At 62.9% G+C, this 25,251-nt stretch carries 27 protein-coding genes; 11 read left to right on the top strand and 16 right to left on the bottom strand.

The features are described from left to right. The 5 genes from HU760_RS22865 to HU760_RS22845 all read right to left on the bottom strand — a co-directional run bounded on the left by HU760_RS22865 (window position 1) and on the right by HU760_RS22845 (window position 4,641). Entirely contained in the window at window positions 1-990 is a 990-nt protein-coding gene (locus HU760_RS22865; RefSeq protein ID WP_186678228.1) for an ABC transporter ATP-binding protein, read from the bottom strand. A 1-nt stretch (window position 991) separates the two neighbouring features. Beyond that, window positions 992-1,786, bottom strand: a complete 795-nt coding sequence (locus HU760_RS22860) for an ABC transporter permease (RefSeq protein WP_186678226.1) — start codon at window positions 1,784-1,786, stop codon at window positions 992-994. Next, window positions 1,776-2,627, bottom strand: coding sequence for an ABC transporter permease (locus HU760_RS22855; RefSeq protein ID WP_186678224.1), 852 nt, complete (start codon window positions 2,625-2,627; stop codon window positions 1,776-1,778). Before HU760_RS22855 ends, HU760_RS22860 begins: the two co-directional genes overlap by 11 nt. After that, entirely contained in the window at window positions 2,624-3,430 is an 807-nt protein-coding gene (locus tag HU760_RS22850) for an alkaline phosphatase family protein (protein ID WP_186678222.1), read from the bottom strand. The genes HU760_RS22855 and HU760_RS22850 overlap by 4 nt, the downstream gene beginning before the upstream one ends. A gap of 146 nt (window positions 3,431-3,576) precedes the next feature. Beyond that, entirely contained in the window at window positions 3,577-4,641 is a 1,065-nt protein-coding gene (locus HU760_RS22845; protein ID WP_186678219.1) for an ABC transporter substrate-binding protein, read from the bottom strand. Window positions 4,642-4,969: 328 nt separating this feature from the next. Here HU760_RS22845 and HU760_RS22840 point away from each other — a divergent pair, with 328 nt between their 5' ends. Next, window positions 4,970-5,683 carry a UTRA domain-containing protein gene (locus HU760_RS22840; protein WP_186678216.1) on the top strand — a complete coding sequence of 238 codons (714 nt, stop codon included), beginning with the start codon at window positions 4,970-4,972 and terminating at the stop codon, window positions 5,681-5,683. A gap of 38 nt (window positions 5,684-5,721) precedes the next feature. Here HU760_RS22840 and HU760_RS22835 read toward each other — a convergent pair whose 3' ends face one another. Further along, on the bottom strand, window positions 5,722-7,878 hold the full coding sequence (locus HU760_RS22835; RefSeq protein ID WP_186678214.1) for a mechanosensitive ion channel family protein: 2,157 nt from the start codon (window positions 7,876-7,878) through the stop codon (window positions 5,722-5,724). A gap of 44 nt (window positions 7,879-7,922) precedes the next feature. Continuing rightward, on the bottom strand, window positions 7,923-8,090 hold the full coding sequence (locus HU760_RS22830; RefSeq protein ID WP_170028769.1) for a hypothetical protein: 168 nt from the start codon (window positions 8,088-8,090) through the stop codon (window positions 7,923-7,925). A 228-nt stretch (window positions 8,091-8,318) separates the two neighbouring features. Between HU760_RS22830 and HU760_RS22825 the strand changes: the two genes are divergently transcribed. Together HU760_RS22825 and HU760_RS22820 are read left to right on the top strand one after the other, a co-directional pair. Continuing rightward, the gene (locus HU760_RS22825; protein ID WP_186678212.1) at window positions 8,319-8,753 is read left to right on the top strand and encodes a hypothetical protein; all 435 of its coding nucleotides are present in this window, start codon (window positions 8,319-8,321) and stop codon (window positions 8,751-8,753) included. 49 nt (window positions 8,754-8,802) lie between these two features. After that, window positions 8,803-9,603: a hypothetical protein gene (locus HU760_RS22820; RefSeq protein WP_186678209.1), complete on the top strand. Its 801-nt coding sequence runs from the start codon at window positions 8,803-8,805 to the stop codon at window positions 9,601-9,603. Here HU760_RS22820 and HU760_RS22815 read toward each other — a convergent pair. The 5 genes from HU760_RS22815 to minC all read right to left on the bottom strand — a co-directional run bounded on the left by HU760_RS22815 (window position 9,579) and on the right by minC (window position 13,760). Beyond that, window positions 9,579-10,868, bottom strand: coding sequence for a M18 family aminopeptidase (locus tag HU760_RS22815; protein WP_186678206.1), 1,290 nt, complete (start codon window positions 10,866-10,868; stop codon window positions 9,579-9,581). The genes HU760_RS22820 and HU760_RS22815 overlap by 25 nt on opposite strands. A 169-nt stretch (window positions 10,869-11,037) precedes the next feature. Further along, window positions 11,038-11,673 carry an RluA family pseudouridine synthase gene (locus tag HU760_RS22810; RefSeq protein WP_186678203.1) on the bottom strand — a complete coding sequence of 212 codons (636 nt, stop codon included), beginning with the start codon at window positions 11,671-11,673 and terminating at the stop codon, window positions 11,038-11,040. A 157-nt stretch (window positions 11,674-11,830) separates the two neighbouring features. Then, window positions 11,831-12,085, bottom strand: a complete 255-nt coding sequence (gene minE / locus HU760_RS22805; protein ID WP_003252572.1) for a cell division topological specificity factor MinE — start codon at window positions 12,083-12,085, stop codon at window positions 11,831-11,833. Between the two features lie 3 nt (window positions 12,086-12,088). Further along, entirely contained in the window at window positions 12,089-12,901 is an 813-nt protein-coding gene (minD, locus tag HU760_RS22800) for a septum site-determining protein MinD (RefSeq protein ID WP_016715526.1), read from the bottom strand. Between the two features lie 100 nt (window positions 12,902-13,001). After that, window positions 13,002-13,760 carry a septum site-determining protein MinC gene (minC, locus tag HU760_RS22795; protein WP_186678201.1) on the bottom strand — a complete coding sequence of 253 codons (759 nt, stop codon included), beginning with the start codon at window positions 13,758-13,760 and terminating at the stop codon, window positions 13,002-13,004. A gap of 111 nt (window positions 13,761-13,871) precedes the next feature. On the opposite strand from minC, the gene HU760_RS22790 reads away from it, so the two are divergent. Next, on the top strand, window positions 13,872-14,807 hold the full coding sequence (locus HU760_RS22790) for a lipid A biosynthesis lauroyl acyltransferase (protein WP_186678198.1): 936 nt from the start codon (window positions 13,872-13,874) through the stop codon (window positions 14,805-14,807). Window positions 14,808-14,955: 148 nt separating this feature from the next. Next, window positions 14,956-16,104: a patatin-like phospholipase family protein gene (locus HU760_RS22785; protein WP_186678189.1), complete on the top strand. Its 1,149-nt coding sequence runs from the start codon at window positions 14,956-14,958 to the stop codon at window positions 16,102-16,104. Window positions 16,105-16,140: 36 nt separating this feature from the next. On the opposite strand, the gene HU760_RS22780 is transcribed toward HU760_RS22785, so the two are convergent. Further along, window positions 16,141-16,965: an MlaA family lipoprotein gene (locus tag HU760_RS22780; protein ID WP_186678184.1), complete on the bottom strand. Its 825-nt coding sequence runs from the start codon at window positions 16,963-16,965 to the stop codon at window positions 16,141-16,143. Then, complete coding sequence (locus HU760_RS22775) at window positions 16,958-18,256, bottom strand: ferredoxin reductase domain-containing protein (RefSeq protein WP_186678181.1); 1,299 nt, start codon at window positions 18,254-18,256, stop codon at window positions 16,958-16,960. Before HU760_RS22775 ends, HU760_RS22780 begins: the two co-directional genes overlap by 8 nt. Window positions 18,257-18,446: 190 nt before the next feature. Here HU760_RS22775 and HU760_RS22770 point away from each other — a divergent pair, with 190 nt between their 5' ends. Beyond that, window positions 18,447-18,824: a hypothetical protein gene (locus tag HU760_RS22770; protein WP_186678179.1), complete on the top strand. Its 378-nt coding sequence runs from the start codon at window positions 18,447-18,449 to the stop codon at window positions 18,822-18,824. A 44-nt stretch (window positions 18,825-18,868) separates the two neighbouring features. Here the strand turns inward: HU760_RS22770 and HU760_RS22765 are convergent, their stop codons facing one another. Further along, window positions 18,869-20,437: a glycoside hydrolase family 17 protein gene (locus HU760_RS22765; protein ID WP_186678176.1), complete on the bottom strand. Its 1,569-nt coding sequence runs from the start codon at window positions 20,435-20,437 to the stop codon at window positions 18,869-18,871. 196 nt (window positions 20,438-20,633) lie between these two features. Here HU760_RS22765 and HU760_RS22760 point away from each other — a divergent pair, with 196 nt between their 5' ends. From HU760_RS22760 to HU760_RS22750, 3 genes are all read left to right on the top strand, one after another. Then, window positions 20,634-21,494, top strand: a complete 861-nt coding sequence (locus tag HU760_RS22760; protein ID WP_186678173.1) for a glycine betaine ABC transporter substrate-binding protein — start codon at window positions 20,634-20,636, stop codon at window positions 21,492-21,494. 242 nt (window positions 21,495-21,736) lie between these two features. After that, window positions 21,737-22,048, top strand: a complete 312-nt coding sequence (locus tag HU760_RS22755) for a DUF485 domain-containing protein (protein WP_186678171.1) — start codon at window positions 21,737-21,739, stop codon at window positions 22,046-22,048. Continuing rightward, the gene (locus tag HU760_RS22750) at window positions 22,045-23,709 is read left to right on the top strand and encodes a cation acetate symporter (protein WP_186678168.1); all 1,665 of its coding nucleotides are present in this window, start codon (window positions 22,045-22,047) and stop codon (window positions 23,707-23,709) included. The genes HU760_RS22755 and HU760_RS22750 overlap by 4 nt, the downstream gene beginning before the upstream one ends. Before the next feature lie 55 nt (window positions 23,710-23,764). Here the strand turns inward: HU760_RS22750 and HU760_RS22745 are convergent, their stop codons facing one another. Then, on the bottom strand, window positions 23,765-23,917 hold the full coding sequence (locus HU760_RS22745) for a DUF3309 family protein (RefSeq protein ID WP_003252624.1): 153 nt from the start codon (window positions 23,915-23,917) through the stop codon (window positions 23,765-23,767). A gap of 212 nt (window positions 23,918-24,129) precedes the next feature. On the opposite strand from HU760_RS22745, the gene HU760_RS22740 reads away from it, so the two are divergent. Further along, window positions 24,130-24,939, top strand: coding sequence for an SDR family oxidoreductase (locus HU760_RS22740; protein ID WP_186678165.1), 810 nt, complete (start codon window positions 24,130-24,132; stop codon window positions 24,937-24,939). 120 nt (window positions 24,940-25,059) lie between these two features. After that, window positions 25,060-25,239 carry a carbon storage regulator CsrA gene (csrA, locus tag HU760_RS22735; protein WP_186678162.1) on the top strand — a complete coding sequence of 60 codons (180 nt, stop codon included), beginning with the start codon at window positions 25,060-25,062 and terminating at the stop codon, window positions 25,237-25,239. Window positions 25,240-25,251 lie beyond the last annotated feature (12 nt).

Here is a 25,251-nt window from a genome sequence, read left to right as displayed (position 1 = left end):
TTAGGCCACTTCCCGTAGCGCCGTGGGGTCGATCGACAGGCTTACCCGCTGCCCGTCCGCGTGCAGGTCGGCCGCCGAGCGGTTGAGCACGTCGACCACCAGTTCCACCTCGCGCACCCGGACCCGGTAGCGAATCACGTTGCCCAGCAGGCTGTGGCTGCGCACTTCGGCGTCCAGTGCGCCGTCGCGGCCCAGGGTGATCGATTCCGGGCGGATTGCCAGGCGGCTGGCCACCGGGCGCTGCAGCAGGCGGCTGGCGCTGTCGGCGTCGAGCAGGTTGTAGTTGCCGATGAAGCCGGCGGCAAACAGGTCCACCGGCGCAGTGTAGAGGGTTTCGGCGTCGCCACTCTGGACGATGCGCCCCTGGTTCATCAGGAAGATGCGGTCGGACATCGTCAGCGCTTCTTCCTGGTCGTGGGTGACAAAGATGGTGGTCAGGCCCAGTTCACGCTGGATGGCGCGAATCTGCTCGCGCAGATGCTTGCGAATGCGCGCATCCAGCGCCGACAGCGGCTCGTCGAGCAGCAACAGGCGTGGCCGGGTCACCAGCGAGCGGGCCAGGGCCACGCGCTGGCACTGGCCACCGGACAACTGGTGCGGGTAGCGCCCGGCGAAGTTGCCCAGCTCTACCAGCTCCAGCGCCTCGCGTACCCTGGCCTGGCTTTCATCGGCCTTGATCTTCTGCATGCGCAGGCCGAAGGCCACGTTCTGCTCCACGGTCATGTTGGGGAACAGCGCGTAGCTCTGGAACACCATGCCGATGCCGCGTTTTTGCGGGCTCAGCGGCACGATGTCGTGGCCGTCGAGCAGGATCTGCCCGCTGTCCACCGGGGTCAGCCCGGCGATGCAGCGCAGCAGCGTCGACTTGCCGCACCCGGACGGGCCGAGCAGGGTGACGAACTCGCCGCGTTCGATGTGGCAGTCGATGTTCTCGAACACCGGGCTGCCGGCGTAGCTCTTGTGCAGTTTCTGTACGCTGACGAAGCTCATGTCAGGTCTTGTCCTTGTTCAGGCGGTTGGCGACCCAGGTCAGTACCAGCACGAAGGCGAAGTACGAGATCACCAGCGCGCTGTTGAAATGGCCGCTGCTGTTACGCATGTTGTTCAGGTATACCTGCAAGGTTTCGTAGCGGGTGCCGACCAGCAGGTTGGCAAACACGAATTCGCCGAACAGGAACGAGAACGACAGCAGCAGGGCTACCATCAGGCCCTTGCGCAGGTTGGGCAGCACCACCAGCAGCGCCGCCTGCCAGGTGCTGGCACCGAGCAGTTGGGCGGCGTCCATCAGGTCGCGCAGGTTGATCGCCTGCAGGTTGTTGGTGATGGCCCGGTACATGAACGGCAGGGCGATGGTGAAATAGCAGCCGATCAGGATCCAGGGCGTGCCGACCATCGCCATGGGCCCGCTGCCGTACAGCTGCAGCAACCCCACCGACGACACCACCGGCGGTACCGCGAACGGCAGCAGGATGAGGATGTTCATCAGCGCGTCGAGCCTGGGGAAGTGGTAGTGCACCACGAACAGCAGCGGCAGGATCAGCACCACCGACAGCAGCAGTGCGCCGATGCACACCAGCAATGACTGGGCAAAGGCGGCCAGGAAGCGTGGCTCGCTCCACAGCGCGAGGTACCACTTGAAGGTCAGCCCGCTGGGCAGCAGGCTGGCCGACCAGCTGGTGGCCAGCGAGTAGAGCAGGGTGCCGGCCAGAGGCAACAGCAGGATGAGGAACAGCAGGTAGACCACGGCGCGGTGGTACCAGCCGCCGGAACGGGTGTCAGCGTGCATGGTAGCTCCTTTTCAGCAGCCATTGATGCACCACCGTGACCAGCGTCATCAGCCCTACCAGGACCATGGCCAGGGCGCTGGCCAGGTTGGGGTCGAGGCTGATGTCCCCGGCCACCAGGCCAGCGATGCGGATCGGCAGTACGTTGAAATTGCCGGTGGTCAGCGCGTACACGGTGGCGTAGGCACCGAGGGCATTGGCCAGCAGGATGACGAAGGTGCCCAGCAGTGCCGGGGTCAGCACCGGCAGGCCGATGTGCCGCCAGAATTGCCAGTGGCTGGCACCCAGCAGCGCGGCGGACTCGCGCCAGTCTTCACGCAGGGCGTCGAACGCCGGGTACAGCAGCAGCACGCCAAGCGGGATCTGGAAGTAGGTGTACACCAGGATCAGCCCGCTCTTGGAGTAGATGCTGAAATCTTCCAGCAGGCCGGCCTGCTTCAGCAGCAAGGTCAACGCGCCGTTGAAGCCGAGCAGGATGATGAAGGCGAAGGCCAGCGGCACCCCGGCGAAGTTGCTGGTCATGTTGGCGAAGGCGCTGACGAAGTCGCGCAGCTTCGAGTCCACCTGGCGTAGCGAGTAGGCGCCGAGGGTGGCAATGACGATACCGAACAGGCTCGACCAGAAGCTGATCTCCAGGCTGCGTTGCAGGGCCTGCAGGTAGAACTTCGAGGCGAACACCTTGCTGAAGTTGTCCACGCCCCAGCCCGCTTCCGATTGCAGGCTGTTGATCGCCACCCAGGCCAGCGGGGCGATCTGGAAGATGACGAAGAACACGGCGAACGGTAGCAGGCAGAGCAGGGCCAGGTAGCGGCCACGGTTGCTGCTGCGCTTGGATGCAATCACTTCAGCAACTCCCGGCAGACGCTCTTGTCATGTGGCGCGCCAAGCAGCTCGCAGATTGTCCCGCACAGCTCGGTCTGCAGCGGTTTGGCTGCCGGGTCCAGGCTGAAGGCATCGCCGAAGACGAACAGCGGTACTTCGCGCTCCTCGGCGAGCAGGCCGTTGTGCGAGCGGTCGTTGTTCATGCCGTGGTCGGCGGTGACCAGCACCTGGTAACCCTCTGCGAGCCAGCCCGGCAAGTAGTCAGCCAGCAGGATGTCTGCGCTGCGTGCGGCATTGCGGTACTGGCTGCTGTCCAGGCCGTGATGGTGGCCGACATCGTCGATGCTCATCGGGTGCACCAGCAGGAAGTTGGGGGTATGACGACGGCGCAGGTATTCGCCATCGGCCAGCAGGTGCGAATCGGGGTAGCGGTCGTCCCAGTAGAACAGCCCGTGCTGGATCGGCAGCTTGGGTGCGTGGGTATGGCGGTCGCGCTGTGGGTCGAAGGGCGAGCGGTTGTACAGCTCGCTTATCCAGTGGTAGGCCGCCGCGGCAGTGCCCAGGTTGGCTTCGCGGGCGTAGTGGAACACGCTGCGCTGGCTGGACAGGCGGCTGACCTTGTTGTGCACGATGCCGCTGTCGATCGGCGGTACGCCGGTGAGTATGCACTCGTACAGCGGCCGTGACAGCGATGGCAGCTCGCATTCCACGCGGTACAGCGCGGCGCGGTCGGCCTCGACATAGGCATGCAGATGGCCCATGGCATGGTGGGCGACCTGATAGTTGAGGCCGTCGAGCAGGACCAGGATGACGTTGTGTTGCATGGTGACTCCAGTCAAAAACCGCGTTGGCTTCTTTGCGGGCTTGCCCGCTCCCACAGGGCTCTGCGCCAGCCTTGAGGTGTGCGCTGTACCTGTGGGAGCGGGTCTCCCGCGAAAGGGCCCGCCCAGGTGCCAGATAAACCAGCCCCTTACTCCATCTCGATGATCACCTGCTCCTGCCACATCTGCGGCAGCTTCTTCGAGGTCGCTTCCCACGCTTCGGCATTCTTGATCGGCTGCGCCGCCTTGTACTGCTCGTTGGGCAGCAGCTTGGCCTGGACATCGTCCGGCAGCTTCAGGTGCTCGGCACGGATCGGTCGCGCATGCCCTTTGGCCAGGTTGATCTGCCCGGCATCGCTGAAGATGTATTCACGCGTCAGCTTGGCTGCATTGGGGTGCTTGGCATACTTGTTGATGATGGTGGTATAGCCGGAGATCACCGAGCCGTCCGACGGGATCAACACTTCGAAACGCTTGGGGTCGATCTGTTCGCGGTAACTCAGGCCGTTGAAGTCCCATACCACGCCGACCTCAACCTCGCCCTTCTCCAGCGTCTGGATGGTCGGGTTGGCCAGCGACAGGCGCTTCTGCTGGGCCAGCTTGGTGAACAGCTGCAAGCCCGGCGCGACGTTGCTCTCGTCGCCCTTGTAGGCGATGGCGGCGGCCAGCACGCCGTTGGCGGCCTGGGCGGCAGTACCGACATCGCCGATGGCGACCTTGTACTTGCCTTTTTCCAGGTCATGCCAGGTTTTCGGGCGCTCGCTTTCCTTGACCAAATCCTTGTTGATGATGAAGGCGATGGTGCCGGTATAGGCCAGTGCCCAGTGGCCGTCCTTGTCCTTGGCCCACGCCGGTACCTGGTCCCAGGTGCTGGGTTTGTAGGGCTGGCTCACGCCCTTGGTCACGGCGATCGGGCCGAACGCGGCGCCTACGTCGCCGATGTCGGCGCTGGCGTTGTCCTTCTCGGCTTCGAACTTGGCAATCTCCTGGGCCGAGCTCATGTCGGTGTCGCTGTGCTTGAGGCCGTACTTGCTGGCCAGGTCTTCCCAGGTGCCTTTCCAGTTGGCCCAGGCATCGGGCATGCCCACGCTGTTGACGTTACCTTCCTTGCGGGCCGCGTCTTCCAGGGCCTTGAGGTCGGTTCCGGCGGCCATGGCCGTGGTGCACAGGGCGATGGTCGAACCGAGCAGTGACGCCATGAAGAACTTTTTCATCCGAAGCTCCTTTGGGTGAGTGCCTTTGCGAATCGTTGTTATGAACAAAGTCGTTGCCTGAGACCCTTGGTCTAGGTCAGCAAACCTTGAGCCAAGGTAGGCTGCTTGCGTGACAATTTGATGTAGGGCAATACCCTTGCAGGTATAAGCGGGTTCCTGGCATTACAGCGTAGACCATGCTCAGTCCCCGGTTTTGCGGGGCTGGCCCGATTCTGGCAATGTGCCTGGTGCGGCTTTGTCACAGGATGTTCATCAGCCCTGCCTAGGCTTGCACTATTCTCCAGGTGCCCCGTCATGGGGCTGGACTAGTCCAGATAGGTAACTTTTGATGCAGTCGATGCCACCGCGAGCGGTAACAGCCATCTGTCATGCCCTGCAGGAGCAGATCGAGCACGGCCTGTTGGCGCCGGGCGGCAAGCTGCCGGCTGAACGCAGGCTCAGCGAGGTGTTCGACACCACACGCATCACCCTGCGTGAAGCGTTGGTGCAGCTGGAAGCCCAGGGGCTGATCTACCGCGAAGAGCGGCGCGGCTGGTTTGTTGCGCCCGAGCGCCTGACCTACGACCTGATCCAGCGTAGCCACTTCCACGCCATGGTGCGTGACCAAGGGCGGGTGGCGAGTACCGAATTGCTGTCCGCGCGGCTGCAGCCGGCCTCGGCCGCCATTTGCGCACGCTTGCAGTTGCCGGCATTGTCCAGTGTGGTGCGCATATGCCGGTTGCGGCGGATCGACGGGCGAGCGGTGCTGTATGCCGAGCACTACCTCAATCCGCGTTATTTCCCGGCGATCCTCGAACAGGACCTGGCCCAGTCGCTGACCGAGATCTATGGGCGGGTGTATGGCATCCAGTATGGGCAGGTGTGCTTCGAGATCTGGCCGACGGCGTTGCCGGTGGAGGCGGCCAGTGCGTTGAAAGTGTCGGCGGGCAGCCCCGGGTTGCATATCACCCGGGTCAACAGCGACCAGCATGGAAACCTGATCGACTGCGACCTGGAGTATTGGCGGCATGATGCCATCCGCATTCGTGCCCAGGCCGGGTGAGCAGGGTACCTGGTGTCGCGATGGGGCACGAAGCGGCCCTAGTTCGATGCGGTGCTACCCTCTGCCATCCCGCCACCCCCGGCCGTCACCACCTGCACCGACAGGCGCGGCGTCGCCAGGTCCAGCCCGGCCTCGTCCAGCTGCCGTTTCAATGCCAGGTTGAATGCCCGCGACACCTCCCACTGCTTGATCGGCGCGGTCTTGAACCGCGCCCGCAGGATCGCCGACCCCGACTCGAAGCTCTCCACGCCCTGCAGTTCCAGTGGCGACCAGATGTTGCGGCGCATCAGCGGGTCGTTGCGCAGCTTCTGCCCCACCTCGCGAACCAGGCTGATCGCCTGGTCGATGTTCATGCTGTACGGGATCGCCACGCGGAAGATCGCGTAGCCGAACTCGCGCGAGTAGTTCTTGATGCTCTTGATCTCGCTGAACGGGATGGTATGCACGATGCCGTCGATATCGCGCAGGCGTACGGTACGGATGGTCAGCCCTTCGACCGTGCCCAGGTGGCCGCCGACATCCACGTAGTCATCGATGGCCAGCGAGTCTTCGATAATGATGAACAGCCCGGTGATCAGGTCGGCCACCAGCGATTGCGCGCCAAAACCGATGGCCAGGCCGATCACCCCGGCACCGGCCAGCAGCGGGGTGACGTTCATGCCCATGTTGGCCAGGGCGACGATGACCGCGATGATGAAAATGACCACGAACATCACGTTGCGGATCAACGGCATCATGGTTTGCGCACGGGCGTTGGCCAGGCCTCGGCGCGAACGCACCAGGGCGTGGTGCACGGTGGTGTCGGCGAGGATCCATACCAGCCAGGCGACGATCAGCGTGCCGGCCAGGCCGAGCAGGCGCAGGCTTATGTCGTGGCCTTCGCCTTCGGCGAAGCTGATCATCGACAGGCCCCACACGCGCAGGCCCAGTTCGATGAACACCAGCCAGATGAACAGGTGCACCAGCAGGTAGGCAAAATTGCGCAGGCGTTCGGCGTACACCGCCTGGCGCTTGGTGGCCCGCTTGGGGTTGGCGGCATGGCGGCGCACCAGGCCGTTGAGCACCATGCACACCACTACCAGCACGGTGCACATCAGCGACTGGCGCAGGGCAGTGCTGGTGTCGCCGGCAGAAACGAAGGTGGCGAACAGCGAGATGGCCACCAGGATCAGCGCCGGCACGAACCAGAAGCTGCCGAGGATTTCGATGGTGTCGCTGAGGGTGCGCCGGGTCAGGCGCCGTGACAGCGGCTGGTTGCGGATCAGATGGGCAATGGGCCGGCGAAAGCGCAGGATGAACAGCCCGGTGCACAGCGCCGCAATCACATTGGCCAAGGTCGCCAGGGCATGCGCCAGGTGGGTGCCGAGGGCGACCGTCAGGCGTGGGTCGCTCATCGCCTCGCCAAACGCGGCGAAACTGCCGATCAGCCACAGTGGGCGGAATGCCTGGTGGCGCAGGATGTACAGGGCGCGGTGGCGGTGCGGGCCGTCGAGCAGCGAAAAGGCGATCACGCAGATCGCCGAGAAGCAGGTGCCCACCACCAACGCATAGGCCAGCACCATGGCCAGCGATTTGCCCAGCGACGGCGGCAGCACGAAGCTCAGGTACACGGTAAACACCAGCGCCACCAGCCACGGGCCCAGTTTGCGCAGGGCAAAGCGCACCAGGTCCCAGGTGCGGGGATGCTGCGGCAGCTCCTCGCTCAAGCCAAAGCGCAGGCGTACCCGGTGGCCGACCCAGTTGAAAGCATAGGCCAGCACGCTCCATACGGCGATGACTGCAGCGAAGCCGAACAGGATAGCCGGCCACTGGTGCACCGGCACCACCAGCTCGGCCAGTTCGGCCTGGGCCTGTTCGATTTCCGCAGCCCAACGGTGGAACGGGCTGGCATCGCCGCTGAACTGTTTTTCGAGATCATGCAGGGCGCCGCCGATCAGGCCGAGCACGCCTTGTTCGACGTTGGGTTGCGATTGTTGGGTGGCATCGCGCAGCTTTTTCAGGTCGGCCAGCAGCTTGGCCCGCTGCTGGTCGTTTTCCAGGTTCTTGATCACCTCGTCCAGCGACTTGCCCAGCGGTTCGGTGGCTTCCGCTTGGGCTGGCGCGCTACCGCCAAGCAGGCCCGGCAGGCCGGCGGCTTGTACTGGAGGGATGAACAGCAACAGCAGCAGGAACAGGCAACGCAGGAAGGCGGGCACGGGTAAAACTACCTCAGGTCAAACGATTGACCGAGTGTAGAGGTTTATGACGGCAGCTGCTCCAGGATCTTCCAGCAGGTGAGGCCGAAGATGCCCAGTGTGCCGACCCACATCATTACCACGCCGAGGTTGCGCTCGCGCAGGCTGAAGCCGACGGTCAGCAGCAACAGGAACAGGAACACCGGCACGAACAAGGAAAGGAACGGGGACATGGCAGTGGTCCTTCTGCGATGACAGGGTTGTATATGAAGCATAGCTCGAGGCTGGCACGGGGGGCTGATCTGCGTCACGGAATATTTATGATGTTTGGAGTTTGATTGACTTGAAGTTGTAGTGGGTTTTTCCTACGCACTAGTCAGACCACTTTCCTACATAGAAAATTTGGGTGGGGCCGATACAGATTTCACCACGGAACGCGTGGGGATTGTAGAGGAATAGCTATGTTTGGAAATAAAGGGGCTGGTAGCGCACTGTTCGCCTTGTGTGCAGTAATGGTGAGCGTGAGTGCCCAAGCGGCTAATAATGTTGCAACGGTTATTGTTGATAACAAGACCGCCGCAGTAGCCACGTTCACATATGAGCATTTGACAGGCAGTGCGAGCCCGATGTTTGCAGAGGTTTCGCCAGCAAATACTGGGACATTCCGGGTCACCAGCTACGCTGACTCGGTCTCTGGCATGCGCTTCGTTTATACATCGGGCAGTAAAAAATGCCGGTTTTCGGTATCGCACAGCGCGCCGCCGCCAAGCTATATACCGAGCTGGAAGAAAGATGCTGCCTCAATAGGTTCAACTCGGGCTAGTTGCACGGTAAAAATAGAAAAGATCTCCGCACAAATGCCGTATGACTATACGGTTCGCTTCACTATTCAGTAAACCGCCTAGGGCACCTCATAGAGGTGCCCTCTGAACTAGAGGGTTATCCATGAAACTGGCTCCCATCGCTTCTGCCCCGCTGATGCGTCAACCTGTTGATTCTCGATCTGCTGAGTCTAAGCCTGAGGCTTTGCCAGAACGGCGAGGTCAAGTCAGCTTGTCGACAGAGGCCTTGGCCGCGGCCAACGATAAAAATGAAGTTTGGGCACTCCATGCTCGTACCTATGGAGCGGGGGGGCTTGGGAATCAAGTTGGAAATGAATACCGTGCCTTAGGTGAAGAGAACTTCAAGCGGATTCAACCGCCTGTGCACTACGGCCCAGCAGAAGCCGAACGTTTTGGCAAAACGCTTGAGTATCTAGCGTCGATTGAGAAACTGACTGATGTCGAGATGGAGTTTGACAAAAATCCATTCTGGGGCATGCGGCGAGATGACTTGGCGGCAATCGAAATTGATGAGCAAAACTATACGAAAGAAGAGCGCTATGCGGCTTCACGTGCCAAATACAATATGGATCGACTCTACTTCTCAAGGCTCATAGAGTATGCGAACAACACGGGAGATGACCGTCCCTTGATCAAGGGTTACCTCGAGTTCCTCGACAGCATCACCCCCGTCGAACGCCTTAACTACCCAACTGACGAGCGTGACAAAGTTGCCGCCCGGCTCGCGCGTGCCGAAAGAGAGCAGGGCAGCCTCCCCGAAAATTTCTCGCTGTGGAAATACATCAACTGGGACCCCAAAGGCCGCCTCAACCTGGAAGCCCTGCTTGACCCGTCGAAAACAGAGCCCGCCCCGGCACTCGAGGCGGGCCCTGCCGAGGATCACGGCAGTTCGCGGCTGCGGTAGAACGCCGTCAGTACCTTCACCAGGTGCGCCAGGTCATGGCTGCCGCACAGTTCGCGAATCGAGTGCATGGCAAAGGTCGGCAGGCCGATATCCACCGTACGTACGCCCAGGTGGCTGGCGGTGATCGGGCCGATGGTCGAGCCGCAGCCCATGTCGCTGCGCACCACGAAGCTCTGCACCGGCACTTCCTCGGCCATGCACAGGTGGCGGAAGAACCCGGCGGTTTCGCTGTTGGTGGCGTAGCGCTGGTTGTTGTTGACCTTGATCACCGGCCCGGCATTGAGCTTGGGCCCGTGGTTGCCGTCATGCTTGTCGGCGTAGTTGGGGTGCACGCCGTGGGCGTTGTCGGCCGACACCATCAGCGAGCGCTGGATGGTGCGCACGTAGGCATCGCCATCCGGCAGCAGGCGCTGCAGGGTTTGCTCCAGCATCGGGCCGTCGGCGCCGCAGGCCGAGCAGCTGCCCACTTCTTCGTGGTCGTTGCACACCAGCACGCAGGTTTCATCGCTGTCCGCAGCCAGCAGGGCCTGCAGGCCGGCGTAGCACGACAACAGGTTGTCCAGGCGGGCGCCGGCGATGAAGTCACCGTTGAGGCCGACCAGCGCGGCATCCTGGGTGTCGTAGAAGCTCAGCTCGTAATCCAGCACCACGTCGGCGATCAGTTCATGCTCGCGGGCCAGCTGCTCGGTGAGCAGGGCGCGGAAGTCGATGCGCTCGTCACCGGCCACCTGGGCCAGGATCGGCGGCAGTTCGTTCTGCGGGTTGATCGCCCAGCCTTCGTTGGCGGTGCGGTTGAGGTGGATGGCCAGGTTGGGGATGATCGCGATCGGCAGCTTGAAGTCGATCAACTGGCTTTCGACCTTGCCGTCACGGCGGTAGGTGACCCGGCCAGCCAGCGACAGGTCGCGGTCGAACCATGGCGCCAGCAGCGCGCCGCCATACACTTCGACGCCCAGTTGCAGGAAACCCTGGCGCTGCAGCTCGGGCTGCGGTTTGACCCGCAGGCACGGGCTGTCGGTGTGCGCGCCGACCATGCGGATGCCGTTCAGCAGCGGCGCTTGCTTGCCCAGCTTGATGGCGATGATCGACGAGTCGTTACGGGTGAGGTAGTAGCGGCCGCCAGGCACGGTGGCCCAGCTGTCGCGTTCGTCCAGGCGCTGGTAGCCGGCAGCTTCCAGGCGCTGGGCCAGGCTGGCGGTGGCGTGGAAGGGCGTAGGGGAGGCCTTGAGGAAGTCGATCAGGCCAGAATTCAGTGCGTCGCGCATAGCTCACTCCAGACAGCAGTGGCGCGAGTTTAGCGTATTGGGTCGACAATTTGTGTCTGCCTCTTCGCGGCTAAAGCCGCTCCCACAAGGACCGCACCGCTTTCAAGGGCCGTGCAGTACCTGTGGGAGCGGCTTTAGCCGCGAAGAGGCCGGTAAAGGCGATACAAGATCAGAACGGCGCCGGGCACTCGAACTTCATCCGCGCCCCGGAAACCGGGTGGGTAAAGCTCAGCATCGACGCATGCAGGCACAGCCGCTCATGGGCCGCCAGCGCCTCGGGGTTGGCATACAGGCGGTCGCCCAGCAGCGGGTGCCCGATCGACAGCATGTGCACGCGCAACTGGTGCGAGCGCCCGGTAATCGGCGTCAGCTCGACCCGGCAATGATTGCCACAGCGCTCGATGATGCGCCAGAACGTCAACGCGTGCTTGCCCAGCTCGTGGTCTACCACATGGCGCGGCTTGGTCGGCGGGTCGTAGCGCAGTGGCAGGTCGATGCTGCCGCTGTCCAGTGCCGGCTGGCCCCAGCACAGTGCGGTGTAGGCCTTTTCGGTTTCGCGATCATGGAACTGGCGCGACAGCTCACGGTGGCTGTCGGCATCGCGGGCCAGCAGGATGATGCCGGAGGTTTCCCAGTCCAGGCGGTGCACGATCAGCGCATCGGGGTAGCCGTTTTCCTGCAGGCGGGTGATCAGGCAGTCCTTGTTGTCCTCGGCACGGCCCGGTACCGACAGCAGCAGGGTCGGTTTGTTGATCACCAGGATGGCGTCGTCTTGGTGCAGGATCTGGATGTTGGACAGCGGCATTGCTTGGTCTCGGTTGAATCGGGGAAAACCATTGGGGCCGCTTTGCCGCCCATCGCCGGCAAGCCAGCTCCCACAGGTACAGCGCGAACCCTGTGGGAGCTGGCTTGCCGGCGATGGGCGGCAAAGCAGCCCCGATGATCCAGGCCTGGTCGCGAAATCAGCGATCCGGCAAGGTAATGTTCAGCTCCAGAATCGAGCAGCTGCCCTGGTTTTCCAGTTCGATATGCACGTCGTCGTTGCCGATGTTCACATACTTGCGGATTACTTCCAGCAGTTCCTTCTGCAGCGCTGGCAGGTAGTCCGGCTCGCTGCGTTGCCCGCGCTCGTGCGCCACGATGATCTGTAGACGCTCTTTCGCTACCGACGCGCTGGTCTGTTTCTGTCTGCCACGAAAGAAGTCAAAAAGGTTCATGGTTTACTTGCCTCCAAACAGGCGCGCGAAGAATCCTTGCTTCGGCACTTCGATGAACCGCAGGGGCTTCTCTTTGCCCAGCAGACGGTCGACGGTATCGCTATAGGCCTGGCCGGCATCGCTCTGGTCGTCGAGGATGACCGGGATACCCTGGTTGGAAGCCTTCAGCACGGCCTGGGATTCGGGGATCACGCCCTTGAGCTTGATCGCCAGGATCTCTTCGACGTCGGCGATGCTCAACATTTCGCCCTTTTCCACGCGCTCCGGGTGGTAGCGGGTGATCAGCAGGTGTTCCTTGATCGGCTCTTCGCCGTTCTCGGAGCGGCGCGACTTGCTCGACAGGATACCCAGCATGCGGTCGGAGTCACGTACCGAGGAAACCTCGGGGTTGGTCACCACGATGGCTTCGTCGGCGAAGTACATGGCCAGGTGCGCACCTTTCTCGATGCCGGCCGGCGAGTCGCAGATGACGAAGTCGAAGTCTTTCTTCAGCTCCATCAGCACCTTTTCCACGCCTTCCTGGGTCAGCGCGTCCTTGTCACGGGTCTGGCTGGCCGCCAGCACGTACAGGTTCTCCAGGCGCTTGTCCTTGATCAGGGCCTGCTGCAGGTTGGCTTCGCCGTTGACCACGTTGACGAAGTCGTACACCACGCGGCGTTCGCAGCCCATGATCAGGTCGAGGTTACGCAGGCCTACGTCGAAGTCGACAATGACGGTCTTGTGGCCACGCAGTGCGAGGCCGGTACCAATGGCGGCGCTGGTGGTGGTCTTGCCCACACCCCCCTTGCCGGAAGTAACCACGAGAATCTTGGCCAAGGTGTTTCACCCCTAAAATAATCGGGACGCAAGTCCCTGCAAAAATACAAATAATTGGCAACGACAAAAAAGTTGCACTAAAAATGCTGGCAAGTATCCGTTAAAGACGGGTGATGTTCAACACGTCGCCAGACAGGCTGACTTGCACGCCAGTGCCCCACAGCGGGTCGCGGCGCAGGTCTTCGCAAACCTTGTACTGGCCGGCGATGGAAACCATTTCGGCGGTCATCTGCTGGCAGAAGATACGCGCCTTGGTATTGCCCTTGATGCCGGCCAGGGCGCGGCCGCGCATGGCGCCGTACACATGGATATTGCCATCGGCCAGAAGTTCCGCCCCCGGGCTGACCGAGGCGGTCACCACCAGGTCGCCGCCCTGGGCGTAGATCTGCTGGCCGCCACGCACCGGCGCGGTGATGATGCGGGTCGGGCGCACCTCGGGTTCGAGGATCGGCGGCGGCACCGGGGCCGGCTCGGGCTTCTTCACCTCGGGCTCGGGCTCCAGCGGCCGTTCGCGGGCACCGGACGGCGGCAGCACCGGCAGGTCGATGGCAATGGCGGCGGCAATGTCCTCGATACGGCTGGCGCGGATGGCCAGGGTGCGCAGGCCGTGGTGGCGGCAGATCCGCATCAAGCCAGGCAGGTCGATTGCGCCCACGTCGGCCGGCAGCTTGTCCAGCGCCAGCACCAGCGGCGTGTTGCTGAAGAAGTTCGGTGCCTGGGCGACTTTGGCCGCCAGCTGGCGGTCAAGGGCCTCAAGGTCATTGCGCGCCAGTTCCAGCACGGTAATGGCAAGCATGCTGCCCTTGAGCTGGAACACGGAGGCGGAGTCGGGTGTGTGGTTTGGGCTCATGGTCTGCATAGACGGCTTGTTGCGAAAAAAGTGCCCTGACTTATAACGATAAGACCGGTTGCCCGCAACATGCGCTGATCCGTTGTAGAATGCGCGGCCTTTGTCTTTCCGGAAGCTTCAATGGAACGTCCGCGTTTTCGTCCCTATTTCCTTCACCCGCGTTTCTGGGGCCTGTGGCTGGGCCTGGGTCTGCTGTGGCTGGTGGTCCAGCTGCCGTATCGGCTCCTGTTGAAGGTCGGTGCCGCGCTGGGGGCGGTGATGTACCGCTTTGCCGGTGAACGGCGGCGCATTGCCGCGCGCAACCTGGAGCTGTGCTTCCCGGAGCTGTCGGTCGACGAGCGGCAGCGTCTGCTCAAGGCCAATTTCGCTTCCACCGGCATCGCCTTCTTCGAAATGGCCATGAGCTGGTGGTGGCCGAAAGCACGCCTGGCGCGCCTGGCGCATGTCGAAGGGCTGGAGCACCTGCAGGCCGCCGAGCAGGCGGGGCAGGGCGCCATCCTGATGGCGGTGCACTTCACCACGCTGGAAATCGGCGCCGCGCTGCTGGGCCAGCAGCACACTATCGACGGTATGTACCGTGAACATGGCAACCCGTTGTTCGATTTCATTCAGCGCAGCGGCCGCGAGCGGCATAACCTCGACTCGCTGGCCGTGGAGCGCGAGGATGTGCGCGGCATGCTCAAGCTGCTGCGTTCGGGCCGGGCGATCTGGTACGCACCGGACCAGGACTACGGCGCCAAGCAGAGCATCTTCGTGCCGCTGTTCGGCATCCCGGCAGCGACGGTGACCGCCACCACCAAATTCGCCCGCCTGGGCAAGGCGCAGGTGATCCCGTTCACCCAGAAGCGCCTGGAGGATGGCAGCGGCTATCGTCTGGTGATACACCCGCCGCTGGCAGACTTCCCCGGCGAAAGCGAAGAGGCCGACTGTTTGCGCATCAACCAGTGGGTCGAGCGCGTGTTGCGTGAATGCCCCGAGCAGTACCTGTGGGCGCACCGGCGCTTCAAGTCGCGGCCCGAAGGGGCACCGCGGCTATATGACAAGAAAAACCGCTGAGCCTGCTTTGCCTGTGCCGGCCTATTCGCGGGTAAACCCGCTCCCACAGGTTCTGCACAGGCCTTGAAAGCTGTGCAATACCTGTGGGAGCGGGTTTAGCCGCGAAAGGGCCGGCGCTGACAGCACATCAACTCCAGGAAGGACTCGTATGGCCCCACCCCCGGTAACCGGTCTTATCCTTTCTGGCGGCGGCGCCCGTGCCGCCTACCAGGTCGGCGTGCTGGCCGGCATCGCCGAGCTGTTGCCGGCCGGCGCACATAACCCGTTCCCGGTCATCGTCGGTACCTCTGCCGGCGCCATCAACGCCGTGACCCTGGCCAGCGGCGCCACCCACTTCCATGACACCGTGCAGAAGCTCACGGCGTTCTGGCAGAACTTCCGCAGCCACCTGGTCATCCGCAGCGACTGGCCTGGCGTGGTCCGCCAGGCCAGTCGCTTCGTTGCCCACAACCTGCTGGGCCTGGGCCGCCCGGGGCCGGTGGCGTTGCTCGACAGCAGCCCACTGCGCAACCTTCTGCAGTCGCACCTGAACCTGGACGGGATCGCGCATTCCCTGGCTGCCGAACAATTGCGGGCCGTCGCGGTGACCGCATTCGGCTATGAGTCCGGCCAGGCGGTGACCTTCTATCAGGGCCGCGGCACCATCGAGGCCTGGTTGCGTCACCGCCGCATCGGCATGCCGGCGCCTCTGACCATCGAGCATCTGCTGGCCAGCGCAGCTATCCCGTTGCTGTTCGCTCCGGTGCAGCTTGGCGATGAGTATTACGGTGACGGCGCGGTACGCCAGTCGGCGCCGATCAGCCCGGCCCTGCACCTGGGCGCCAGCCGCGTTCTGGTGGTCGGGGTCAGCGGCAACCCGCAGCGGCCAGCGCCGCCATTGCCAACCCAGCGCATATTCAGCGGGCAGCAGCCGAGCCTGGCGCAGATTGGCGGGCACATGCTCAACAGCACATTCATCGACAGCCTGGAAGACGACATCGAACTGCTGCAGCGTCTCAACCACCTGAGCCGGCTGTTGCCGGCGCATCTCGATGCCCGGCGCCTGGGGCTTGCGCCCATCGACGTGCTGGTGGTGGCGCCCAGCCAGCCGCTGGACGAGATCGCCGCACGCCACCGGCGCGAGTTGCCAGCGGCGTTGCGCTTGTTCCTGCGCGGGCCGGGGGCTACCCGGACCAGTGGTGCAGGGGTGTTGAGTTACCTGCTGTTCGAGGCCAGCTATTGCAGCGAGCTGATCGAACTGGGGCGCAGGGATGCCTTGGCCAAGAAGCGCGAGCTGTGCCAGTTCCTCGGTATCTGATGTTGCCGGTTCTGGCCCCATCGCCGGGACAGGGGGTTATTCGGCTATCTGCAGCTTGCGCGCCTGGGTATACACATACCGCACTTTCTCGTACTCGAACGGCGAGTTGAGCTGGCCGTAGCGGAAGTTGGTGGTATAGCGCTTGTCCACCACGCGCAGGGCAAAGATTTCCGGGTGGTCGCTGCTGGCTTCGGCCACGTTCAGGTAGTTGATCGCCTGCTCGCCCGCATAGTCCACCACCAGCCCGGTGGTATCGCGCAGGTTCGACGGCCCCAGCACCGGCAGCATCAGGTACGGGCCATCCGGCACCCCATAGAAGCCCAGGGTCTGGCCAAAGTCCTCGCTCTGGCGCGGCAGGCCCATCCTGGTCGCAGGGTCCCACAGCCCACCCACGCCGATGATGGTGTTGAACATCAGCCGCGCGGTGATCTCCGCCGAGCGCTTGGCCTTGAGCTGCAACACGCTGTTGAACAGGTTCGGCACATCGCCCAGGTTGTTGAAGAAGTTGCTCACGCCGGTACGCACGAAGCGCGGCGTGACGTACTGGTAACCGCTGACCAGCGGCAGCAGTACCCACTGGTCGAGGCGGTAGTTGAAGTGGTAGATGCGCCGGTTGATCGACTCCAGCGGGTCGTACACGTTCAGCGCCTCCAGGGTGGAGCGCTCGAACTCGCGCTGATCCAGCCCGGGGTTGAATTTCAATTCGCGCAGCGGATCGGTAAAACCATCGGCTTCCGGCGTCAGCGGCGCGGCGGTGACCTGCGGGTCGGCCTCGATCACGCTGGCCCGCGGGGCGGTCTCGGCAGCCAGGGCATGGCCGGCGGCGAACAGGGCAGTGGCGAAGAGGAGTTTGTTAACCACGGAAGAACTCCAGCATGGCGTCACTGTTGACGCGGTAATTGAGGTTGCCGCAATGGCCGCCGTGGGGGTAAAGGGTCAGGCGGTCGCCGAACACCTTGCGCAGGAAGCCGATGTCGCCCGGGCCGAGGATGACGTCGTCGGCGTTGTGCATCACGGCGATCTTGTCGCTGCTGCGCAGGTAGTCTTCGAGGGCATACAGGCTCACCTGGTTGACCAGTTGCAGGATGCTGTTGCCGTCGGTGCGGGCGCGCCACATGGGGATGACCTGCTCGGTCATGTAGCAATCGAAGTCGCACTGCAGCGCGCGCTTGAAGAACGGCGTGAGGCTGCTGCCCTCGGTGATCGGGAACTTCGGCGGAATGATCAGGCCGCGGCGGTTGATCAGGTCGGAGGTAAAGGCGATGTCGGCTGCGGAAAAGCGGAACGACGTGCCGATCAGCATGGCCATCTGTTCGTTGGACAGGTGCTGGCGCGACTGCTGGAAGTCGTACAACAGCGCCTCATTGAGGTCGATGTAGCCCTTTTCCTGGAAGTAGCGGGTCAGCTTGGCCAGCATCAACTCATAGAATGTGGTACTGCGATCGATGCCCTTGACCTGGGTTTGCACCAGTTTGTCGAGGTTGTTGATCGAGGTGTACAGGTTGACCGGTGGGTTCAGCAGCAGTACACGCTTGAAGTTGAAGCTGCGGCGGGTTTCATCCAGGTGGCTGACAAAGGCGGCATCCAGTGCCCCCAGGCTGTAGCCGGTGAGATAGAACTCGCTGACCGGCAGGCGCGGGTGCTGGGCACGCACTGCCTGCATCACCCGGTACAGGTCTTCGGCGTCTTCCTGGCTGACGCCAGGGGTGGCGAAGCGTGAAGCGGCGCTCATGAAGTCGTAGCTGGTGGGCGAGGACAGCTGCACCACATGGAAGCCGGCCTGGTAGAACAGCTTCTTCAGGTATTCGTTGATGCTGCTGGTATAGGGGGCGCCAGTGCCGGCGATGATGAAGATCAGTGGCGCTTCACGGTCCTGGCGGGCCAGGCGGTACTTGAGCTTTTTCACGGCCCAGAAATTGTCGGGCAGGCTGAACTCACGGTCCGGGCGCAGGTTGAGGCTGTAGTCGGACTGGCTGATTTCGTCATCGCCGGGCAGGGTGGGGCGCTGTTCCGGCGGCGTGGTGGCGATGGTTGCTTCGAACGGGTTGGTCAAGGGGTAGCCATAGCTGGCGGCGTCGATATCCCGCGCCGAAGCGGCCACAGCCAGGAGCAGGCCGCCAAGCAAGGCAGCGAGGCGCAAAGATCGAAGCATGTAATCCCCCAAAAGAACGCAAGGTCGTGCAGTATGCAGGCTAGGACCACAGCGGGCTGGGCAAAGTTGCCAGCTGTGGTGGCCTTTTGTGTGCTTGTTATCTGCAACATAGTTGCAGGGATGTGATTTTGCCTTACAAGCGGGCATCAGCGATCATGCACGCTTTCGATTACCGCTATTGGAGAACCGGATGTCTCGTTCGCTGCCGGCTGCGCTGCTGGTGCTGTGTCTGGGGCTGTGGCTCGCGGCCAGCTATGGCGTGCGCTACGGGCTGATGGAAGATGGCCGGTGGGTGGGTTTGTGCACGGCGCCGGCGGCCTACTGGCAATGTGAGGTGCGGTCGTTGCTGGGCTTGGGCATCCACTACCAGGTACTGGCCTGGTGCGGATTGGGGCTGGCGCTGCTGGCACAGCTTGTCGGCCGCCGTGGTGGCTGGTGGCTCGCGCTGCTGGCGCTGGTTTTCGCGGTGCCGGCGCTGGTGCTTTATACCGCCAGCATTGCGGTGTTTGCGCTGGTGCTGGCGGGGTTGCGGTTGGTGCGAAACGCTGGGGCTACGCCGTCCCTGTAGAGCGGCCTTGCGTCGCGATGGGCCGCCCTTGCAGGGGCATCTGGTCAGGCCTTGCGAGTAAACCGCAAGCTCCGCCACAACGCCGTAGTCATCAGCACACTGACCAGCGCCCACAGCCATGCCTGCTGGTTCTCCAGCCCTTCGACGAACAGCTGCGGCGCCACCCCGGCACCCATGATGAGCGCCAGCAATGCCACTTCCGCCCGTCGCGCCGGTACTGGCCACAGCGCAAACACCAGCGCCGGCAAGGCCAGCGCCGCGCTCGGAAAGCTGCGATAGCGTGGGTCGAACACCATTGCCAGCATGCTCACAGCAGCGGCAAAGCCCGCCGCCAGCAACAGCCAGCCCGCCCGTGCCTGCAGCCAGGCGAACAGCCGTTCGCGCCAGCCGGCCCGCCGTGCCAGGGCCAGCACGGCATGGGCCAGCACCAGCAGGTTCAGCGCCGCCAGCAATGACGCCCACAGCCATTCCCCGGCAAACCGCGCATGGGTGCGCATCAGCTCGCCCCACAGCCCCAGGCAACCTGCGCCAAACGCCGCCAGCAGCGGCAGCAACAGCGCCGCTGCCGGTGTAGCGGGGCGCCCGGCAAGCATCAGCATGGCCGCCGCCAACAGCACACTGGCCAGCCACCACTGCGGCCAGTGCGACAGATTGCTCACCGGCCCTTCGAGCACGCCCTTGTCCTGCCGGTCGGCATCGTAAAGCCCCCAATAGCCGCCGACCGCCCCTTCGTTGGCACGCTTCCAGGGCTGGTCGAAAGCCTCGATCAGGTTGTAATGCCAACCGTTGCTTTCCGCCATGGCGACGAAGCCGCGAATGAAGCGCGCCTCGTTGACCCGGCTCGGTACCGCTGTCTCGCGCTGGCGGCCTTCGCTGGGCCAGCCGGTTTCGCCGATCAGGATGTCCTTGGGCGCGAAACGCGTGCCGAATACCCGGCGCACATCGGCGACGTGGGCCAACGCTTGATCGATGCCACGCGGGTCGTCCTCCCAGTACGGCAGCAGGTGGATGGTCAGAAAATCCACTGCCGGCGCCACTTGCGGGTGCTGCAGCCAGAACTCCCACACATCGGCGTAGGTCACCGGCACCTTCACCTGGCTTTTCACCCGGGCGATCAACGTGGCCAGCTGTGCGCCAGTTACCTCCTTGCGCAGCAGCGTCTCGTTGCCGACGATCACCGCACTGACCACGTCGGGGTTGGCGTTGGCGGCAGCGATCAGCAGCTCGATTTCCTTCTCGGTGTCGGCCGGGTGGGCGTTGACCCAGGCGCCGAGCATCACCTTCAGCCCATGTTTGCGAGCCAGCGCCGGGATTGCCTCGAGACCGGTCTGGGAATAGGTGCGGATGCACTGAAAGCGCTCGGCGAGCAATGCCAGGTCGGCATCCATGCGTGCCGGGCGCAGGCGGAATGGGCGGTCATAGGGCGACTGATCCTTGTCGAACGGGGTGTACGAGGCGCATTGCAACTTGTGCGTCGGGCTGGCGGCATCGGGCAGTTGTACCGGCTTGCCGAGCCCGTACCAGAGCCCTCCCAGGCCCAGCAGGGCGAGCAGGCAGGCAAGCAGGTACAAAGGCAATAGTAGACGGGCAAAGCGGGGCATCGGGCGGTCCATCGTCAGGTGCAAAAGGCTAGATAGTAGCCTGACGCCAAACCTTTGGCATGCAAGGATCGCGCAGATCGGCGCTGAGGGATGGCGCTAATGGCATAGTGCTGTCGCATATGGGCGGGTACAGGTCGCACGTGGAGCAGGTCGCCTCATGTGGCAGGAAGATGATGCAATCTCCTAGACCTGACGAGGGGATGCTTTGATGGCTGCTTTGAAAAAAATGCGACGTTTCCTGGGGGTGGGCACCGCCCTGGTAATGGCCATGAGCGCTGCACAGGCAATGGCTAAAGAAGTAAGCATTGGTTACGTGGATGGTTGGGCCGACAGCGTGGCGACCACCAACGTGGCCGCCGAAGTAATCAAGCAGAAGCTCGGCTACGACGTCAAACTGCAGGCTGTGGCCACCGGGATCATGTGGCAGGGCGTGGCCACCGGCAAGCTCGATGCCATGTTGTCCGCCTGGTTGCCGGTGACCCATGGCGAATACTGGGCCAAGAACAAGGACAACGTGGTCGACTACGGCCCTAACTTCAAGGACGCCAAGATCGGCCTGATCGTCCCTGAGTATGTCAAGGCGGTGAGCATCGCCGACCTCAAGACCGACGACAGCTTCAAGCAGAAGATCGTCGGCATCGACGCCGGCTCCGGCGTGATGCTGAAGACCGAGCAGGCCATCAAGGACTACGACCTGACCGGTTACAAGCTGCAGGCCAGCTCCGGTGCGGCGATGACGGCAGAACTGGGCCGCGCCTACAACAAGCAGCAGTCGATCGCGGTGACCGGCTGGGTACCGCACTGGATGTTCGCCAAGTGGAAGTTGAAGTTCCTCGAGGACCCGAAAGGCGTGTACGGCGCGGCTGAAACCGTGAACAGCATCGGCAGCAAGGAGCTGGCGACCAAGGCACCGGAAGTGGCGGAGTTCCTGAAGAAATTCAGCTGGCAGTCGAAGGACGAGATTGGCGAGGTGATGCTGGCGATCCAGGAAGGGGCCAAGCCTGAAGCGGCGGCCAAGGACTGGGTGGCCAAGCACCCTGAACGCGTGAAGGAGTGGACCGGCAAGTAACAACCCGTCAGGGCCAGTTTTGCTGCTTCGCGGGCACGCCCGCTCCCCCAGGAACTGCACCGACTTCAAGGGCAGCGAAAATCCTGTGGGAGCGGGCGTGCCCGCGAATGGGCCTTCACTTTGTTACGAAACTGGTAAAACACCGTTGCATCTAAGACTAAGGTCGTCTGGTTGGCGTCCGGCAGCCGCATAAAGTAGGTGTCGTGGGTTCCACCCCTATCTGTGCTGCTAGGACAAAAACAATGAACGACAGCATTTACCTCTCGATTCAAAACAGCCCTCGTTTCAAGGAGCTGGTCTCCAAACGCGAACGGTTCGCCTGGATTCTCTCGGCGATCATGCTCGGCCTGTACTGCGCCTTCATCCTCCTGATTGCCTATGGTCCCCAGCTGCTGGGCGCCAAGCTCAGCCCTGAGTCATCGATCACCTGGGGCATTCCCCTGGGCGTCGGCCTGATCGTCTCGGCATTCGTGCTGACCGCCATCTACGTCCGCCGCGCCAACGGCGAGTTCGATGAGCTGAACAAGGCCATCCTGAAGGAGGCGCAACAATGATTCGTCATGCCAAAACCCTGGCCGTACTGGCCTGCGGCGTCTTTGCACCCGCCGTGTGGGCCGCCGATGCCCTGACCGGCGAGGTGCAGAAACAACCGCTGAACGTTTCCGCCATCGCCATGTTCGTGGCCTTCGTCGCCTTCACCCTGGGCATCACCTACTGGGCCTCCAAGCGCAACAAGTCGGCCTCTGACTACTACGCCGCCGGTGGCAAGATCACGGGCTTCCAGAACGGCCTGGCGATTGCCGGTGACTACATGTCGGCGGCCTCGTTCCTGGGCATCTCCGCACTGGTGTTCACCTCGGGCTACGATGGCCTGATCTACTCGATCGGCTTCCTGGTCGGCTGGCCGATCATCCTGTTCCTGATCGCCGAACGCCTGCGCAACCTTGGCAAGTACACCTTCGCCGACGTGGCCTCGTACCGCCTCGGGCAGAAGGAAATCCGCACCCTGTCGGCCTCCGGTTCGCTGGTGGTGGTAGCGTTCTACCTGATCGCCCAGATGGTCGGTGCCGGCAAGCTGATCGAGCTGCTGTTCGGCCTGGACTACCACGTGGCGGTAGTCCTGGTGGGTATCCTGATGTGCCTGTACGTGCTGTTCGGCGGCATGCTGGCCACCACCTGGGTACAGATCATCAAGGCGGTGCTGTTGCTGTCCGGGGCCAGCTTCATGGCGCTGATGGTGATGAAGCACGTGGGCTTCGACTTCAACACGCTGTTCTCCGAAGCGATCAAGGTGCATACCAAGGGCGAAGCGATCATGAGCCCGGGCGGCCTGGTCAAGGACCCGATCTCGGCCTTCTCGCTGGGCCTGGCGCTGATGTTCGGTACCGCCGGCCTGCCGCATATCCTGATGCGTTTCTTCACCGTCGGTGACGCCAAGGAAGCGCGCAAGAGTGTGCTGTATGCCACCGGTTTCATCGGCTACTTCTACATCCTGACCTTCATCATCGGCTTTGGCGCCATCCTGCTGGTCAGCACCAACCCGGCCTTCAAGGATGCTGCAGGCGCCCTGCTGGGTGGCAACAACATGGCAGCGGTGCACCTGGCCAATGCCGTAGGTGGCAGCGTGTTCCTCGGCTTCATCTCGGCGGTGGCCTTCGCCACCATCCTGGCGGTGGTTGCCGGCCTGACCCTGGCGGGTGCCTCGGCGGTGTCCCACGACCTGTACGCCAGTGTATGGCGCAAGGGCAAGGCCAACGACAAGGACGAGATCCGCGTGTCGAAGATCACCACCGTCGCCCTGGGCGTGCTGGCGATCGGCCTGGGCATCCTGTTCGAGAAGCAGAACATTGCCTTCATGGTCGGCCTGGCGTTCTCGATTGCCGCCAGCTGCAACTTCCCGGTACTGCTGCTTTCGATGTACTGGAAGAAGCTGACTACCCGCGGTGCCATGATCGGCGGCTGGCTGGGCCTGGTGAGTGCAGTGACGCTGATGATCCTCGGCCCGACCATCTGGGTACAGATCCTCGGCCACGAAAAACCGATCTACCCGTACGAGTATCCGGCGCTGTTCTCGATGCTGATCGCCTTCATCGGTATCTGGTTCTTCTCGATTACCGACAAGTCCAAGGCTGCTGAAGACGAACGTGCGCTGTTCTTCCCGCAATTCGTGCGTTCGCAGACTGGCCTGGGGGCATCGGGCGCTGTTTCGCACTGATTCTCATGGCACAGAAAAAACCGCGCTTCGGCGCGGTTTTTTCATCTCTGCAGCGCTAGATCATGCCTAGCAACAACAGCACCAGCAGGATCACCAGCACCACGCCGATGATGCCGGACGGGCCATAGCCCCAACTGCGTGAATGGGGGAAGACCGGTAAGCCACCAATCAACAGCAGAATCAGGATGATGATCAGAATCGTGGTCATGACGGAGTCCTTGCGTGGTTGAGGGTCAAGGGCCTCGGACTGCTGGCCTCTTGTAAATTGGGACCGACGCCGCTTGGGAAAGATTCCATTGGCGTACGGGTAGCGCTGACCACGGATGCATGCTGCCCCATTCACTACCCTGATGAACCCTGCTGTTGCCCAGGCCCTTGTTTAGACTCCATTGACCCCTCATGCAAACAAGGCCAGCCACCATGCAAAACCGCATCATGATTACCGGCGCCGGGTCCGGCCTCGGTCGCGAGATCGCCCTGCGCTGGGCGCGCGAGGGCTGGCGCCTGGCGCTGGCCGACGTCAACGAAGCCGGCCTGCGCGACACCCTGGAAGGCGTGCGCAAGGTCGGCGGCGACGGCTTCGTCCAGCGCTGCGACGTGCGCGACTACAGCCAGCTCACCGCCCTGGCCCAGGCCTGCAGCGAGCAGTTCGGCGGTATCGATGTGATCGTCAACAATGCCGGTGTCGCTTCGGGCGGTTTTTTCGCCGAACTGTCGCTGGAAGACTGGGACTGGCAGATCGCGGTCAACCTGATGGGCGTGGTCAAGGGCTGCAAGGCTTTCCTGCCGCTGCTGGAACGCAGCAAGGGGCGCATCATCAACATCGCCTCCATGGCCGCGCTGATGCAGGGCCCGGGCATGAGCAACTACAACGTGGCCAAGGCCGGCGTGCTGGCGCTGTCGGAGAGCCTGCTGGTGGAACTGCGCCAGCTCGAGGTTGCGGTGCATGTGGTGTGCCCGTCGTTTTTCCAGACCAACCTGCTGGATTCGTTCCGCGGGCCGAACCCGGCGATGAAGGCGCAGGTGGGCAAATTGCTGCAAGGCTCGCCGATCAATGCGGTGGAAATTGCCGATTACATCCATCAGCAGGTCAGCGCTGGCGAGTTTCTGATTTTGCCCCACGAGGCCGGGCGCCAGGCTTGGCAACTGAAGCGCCAGGCGCCCGAGCGGCTGTATGACGAGATGGCCGACATGGCGGCGAAAATGCGCACCAAAGCCCATTCACGATGATTGATCTGTAAGGAAAATTACCTAGAAATGTAGGTTGCTTCTGAATCGCGGCGGAACTATTGAGTAGCCAAATGCCAGCAAGGCAGGCTCCGGTTTTCCCTTTCGCTGGAGGACTGGAGCATGTTGGTAATAGGGCGCGAAGTGGGGCAGGTCATCATGATTGGCGATGACATTCGGCTCATGGTGGTGGAAACGCGGGACGGAATGGTGCGCTTTGGCGTGGATGCACCGCGCGAAGTGCCGGTGCATCGGGCCGAGGTGTACAAGCGCATCAAGGAGGCCAAGCCAAGCAAAGCCTGATGTCGCCTGCCC

The sequence above is a fragment of the Pseudomonas oryzicola genome, assembly GCF_014269185.2.
GTDB lineage: Bacteria > Pseudomonadota > Gammaproteobacteria > Pseudomonadales > Pseudomonadaceae > Aquipseudomonas > Aquipseudomonas oryzicola.
Note: the sequence above shows the minus strand (reverse complement) of the source record. Positions and strands in the feature narration are given on the sequence as shown.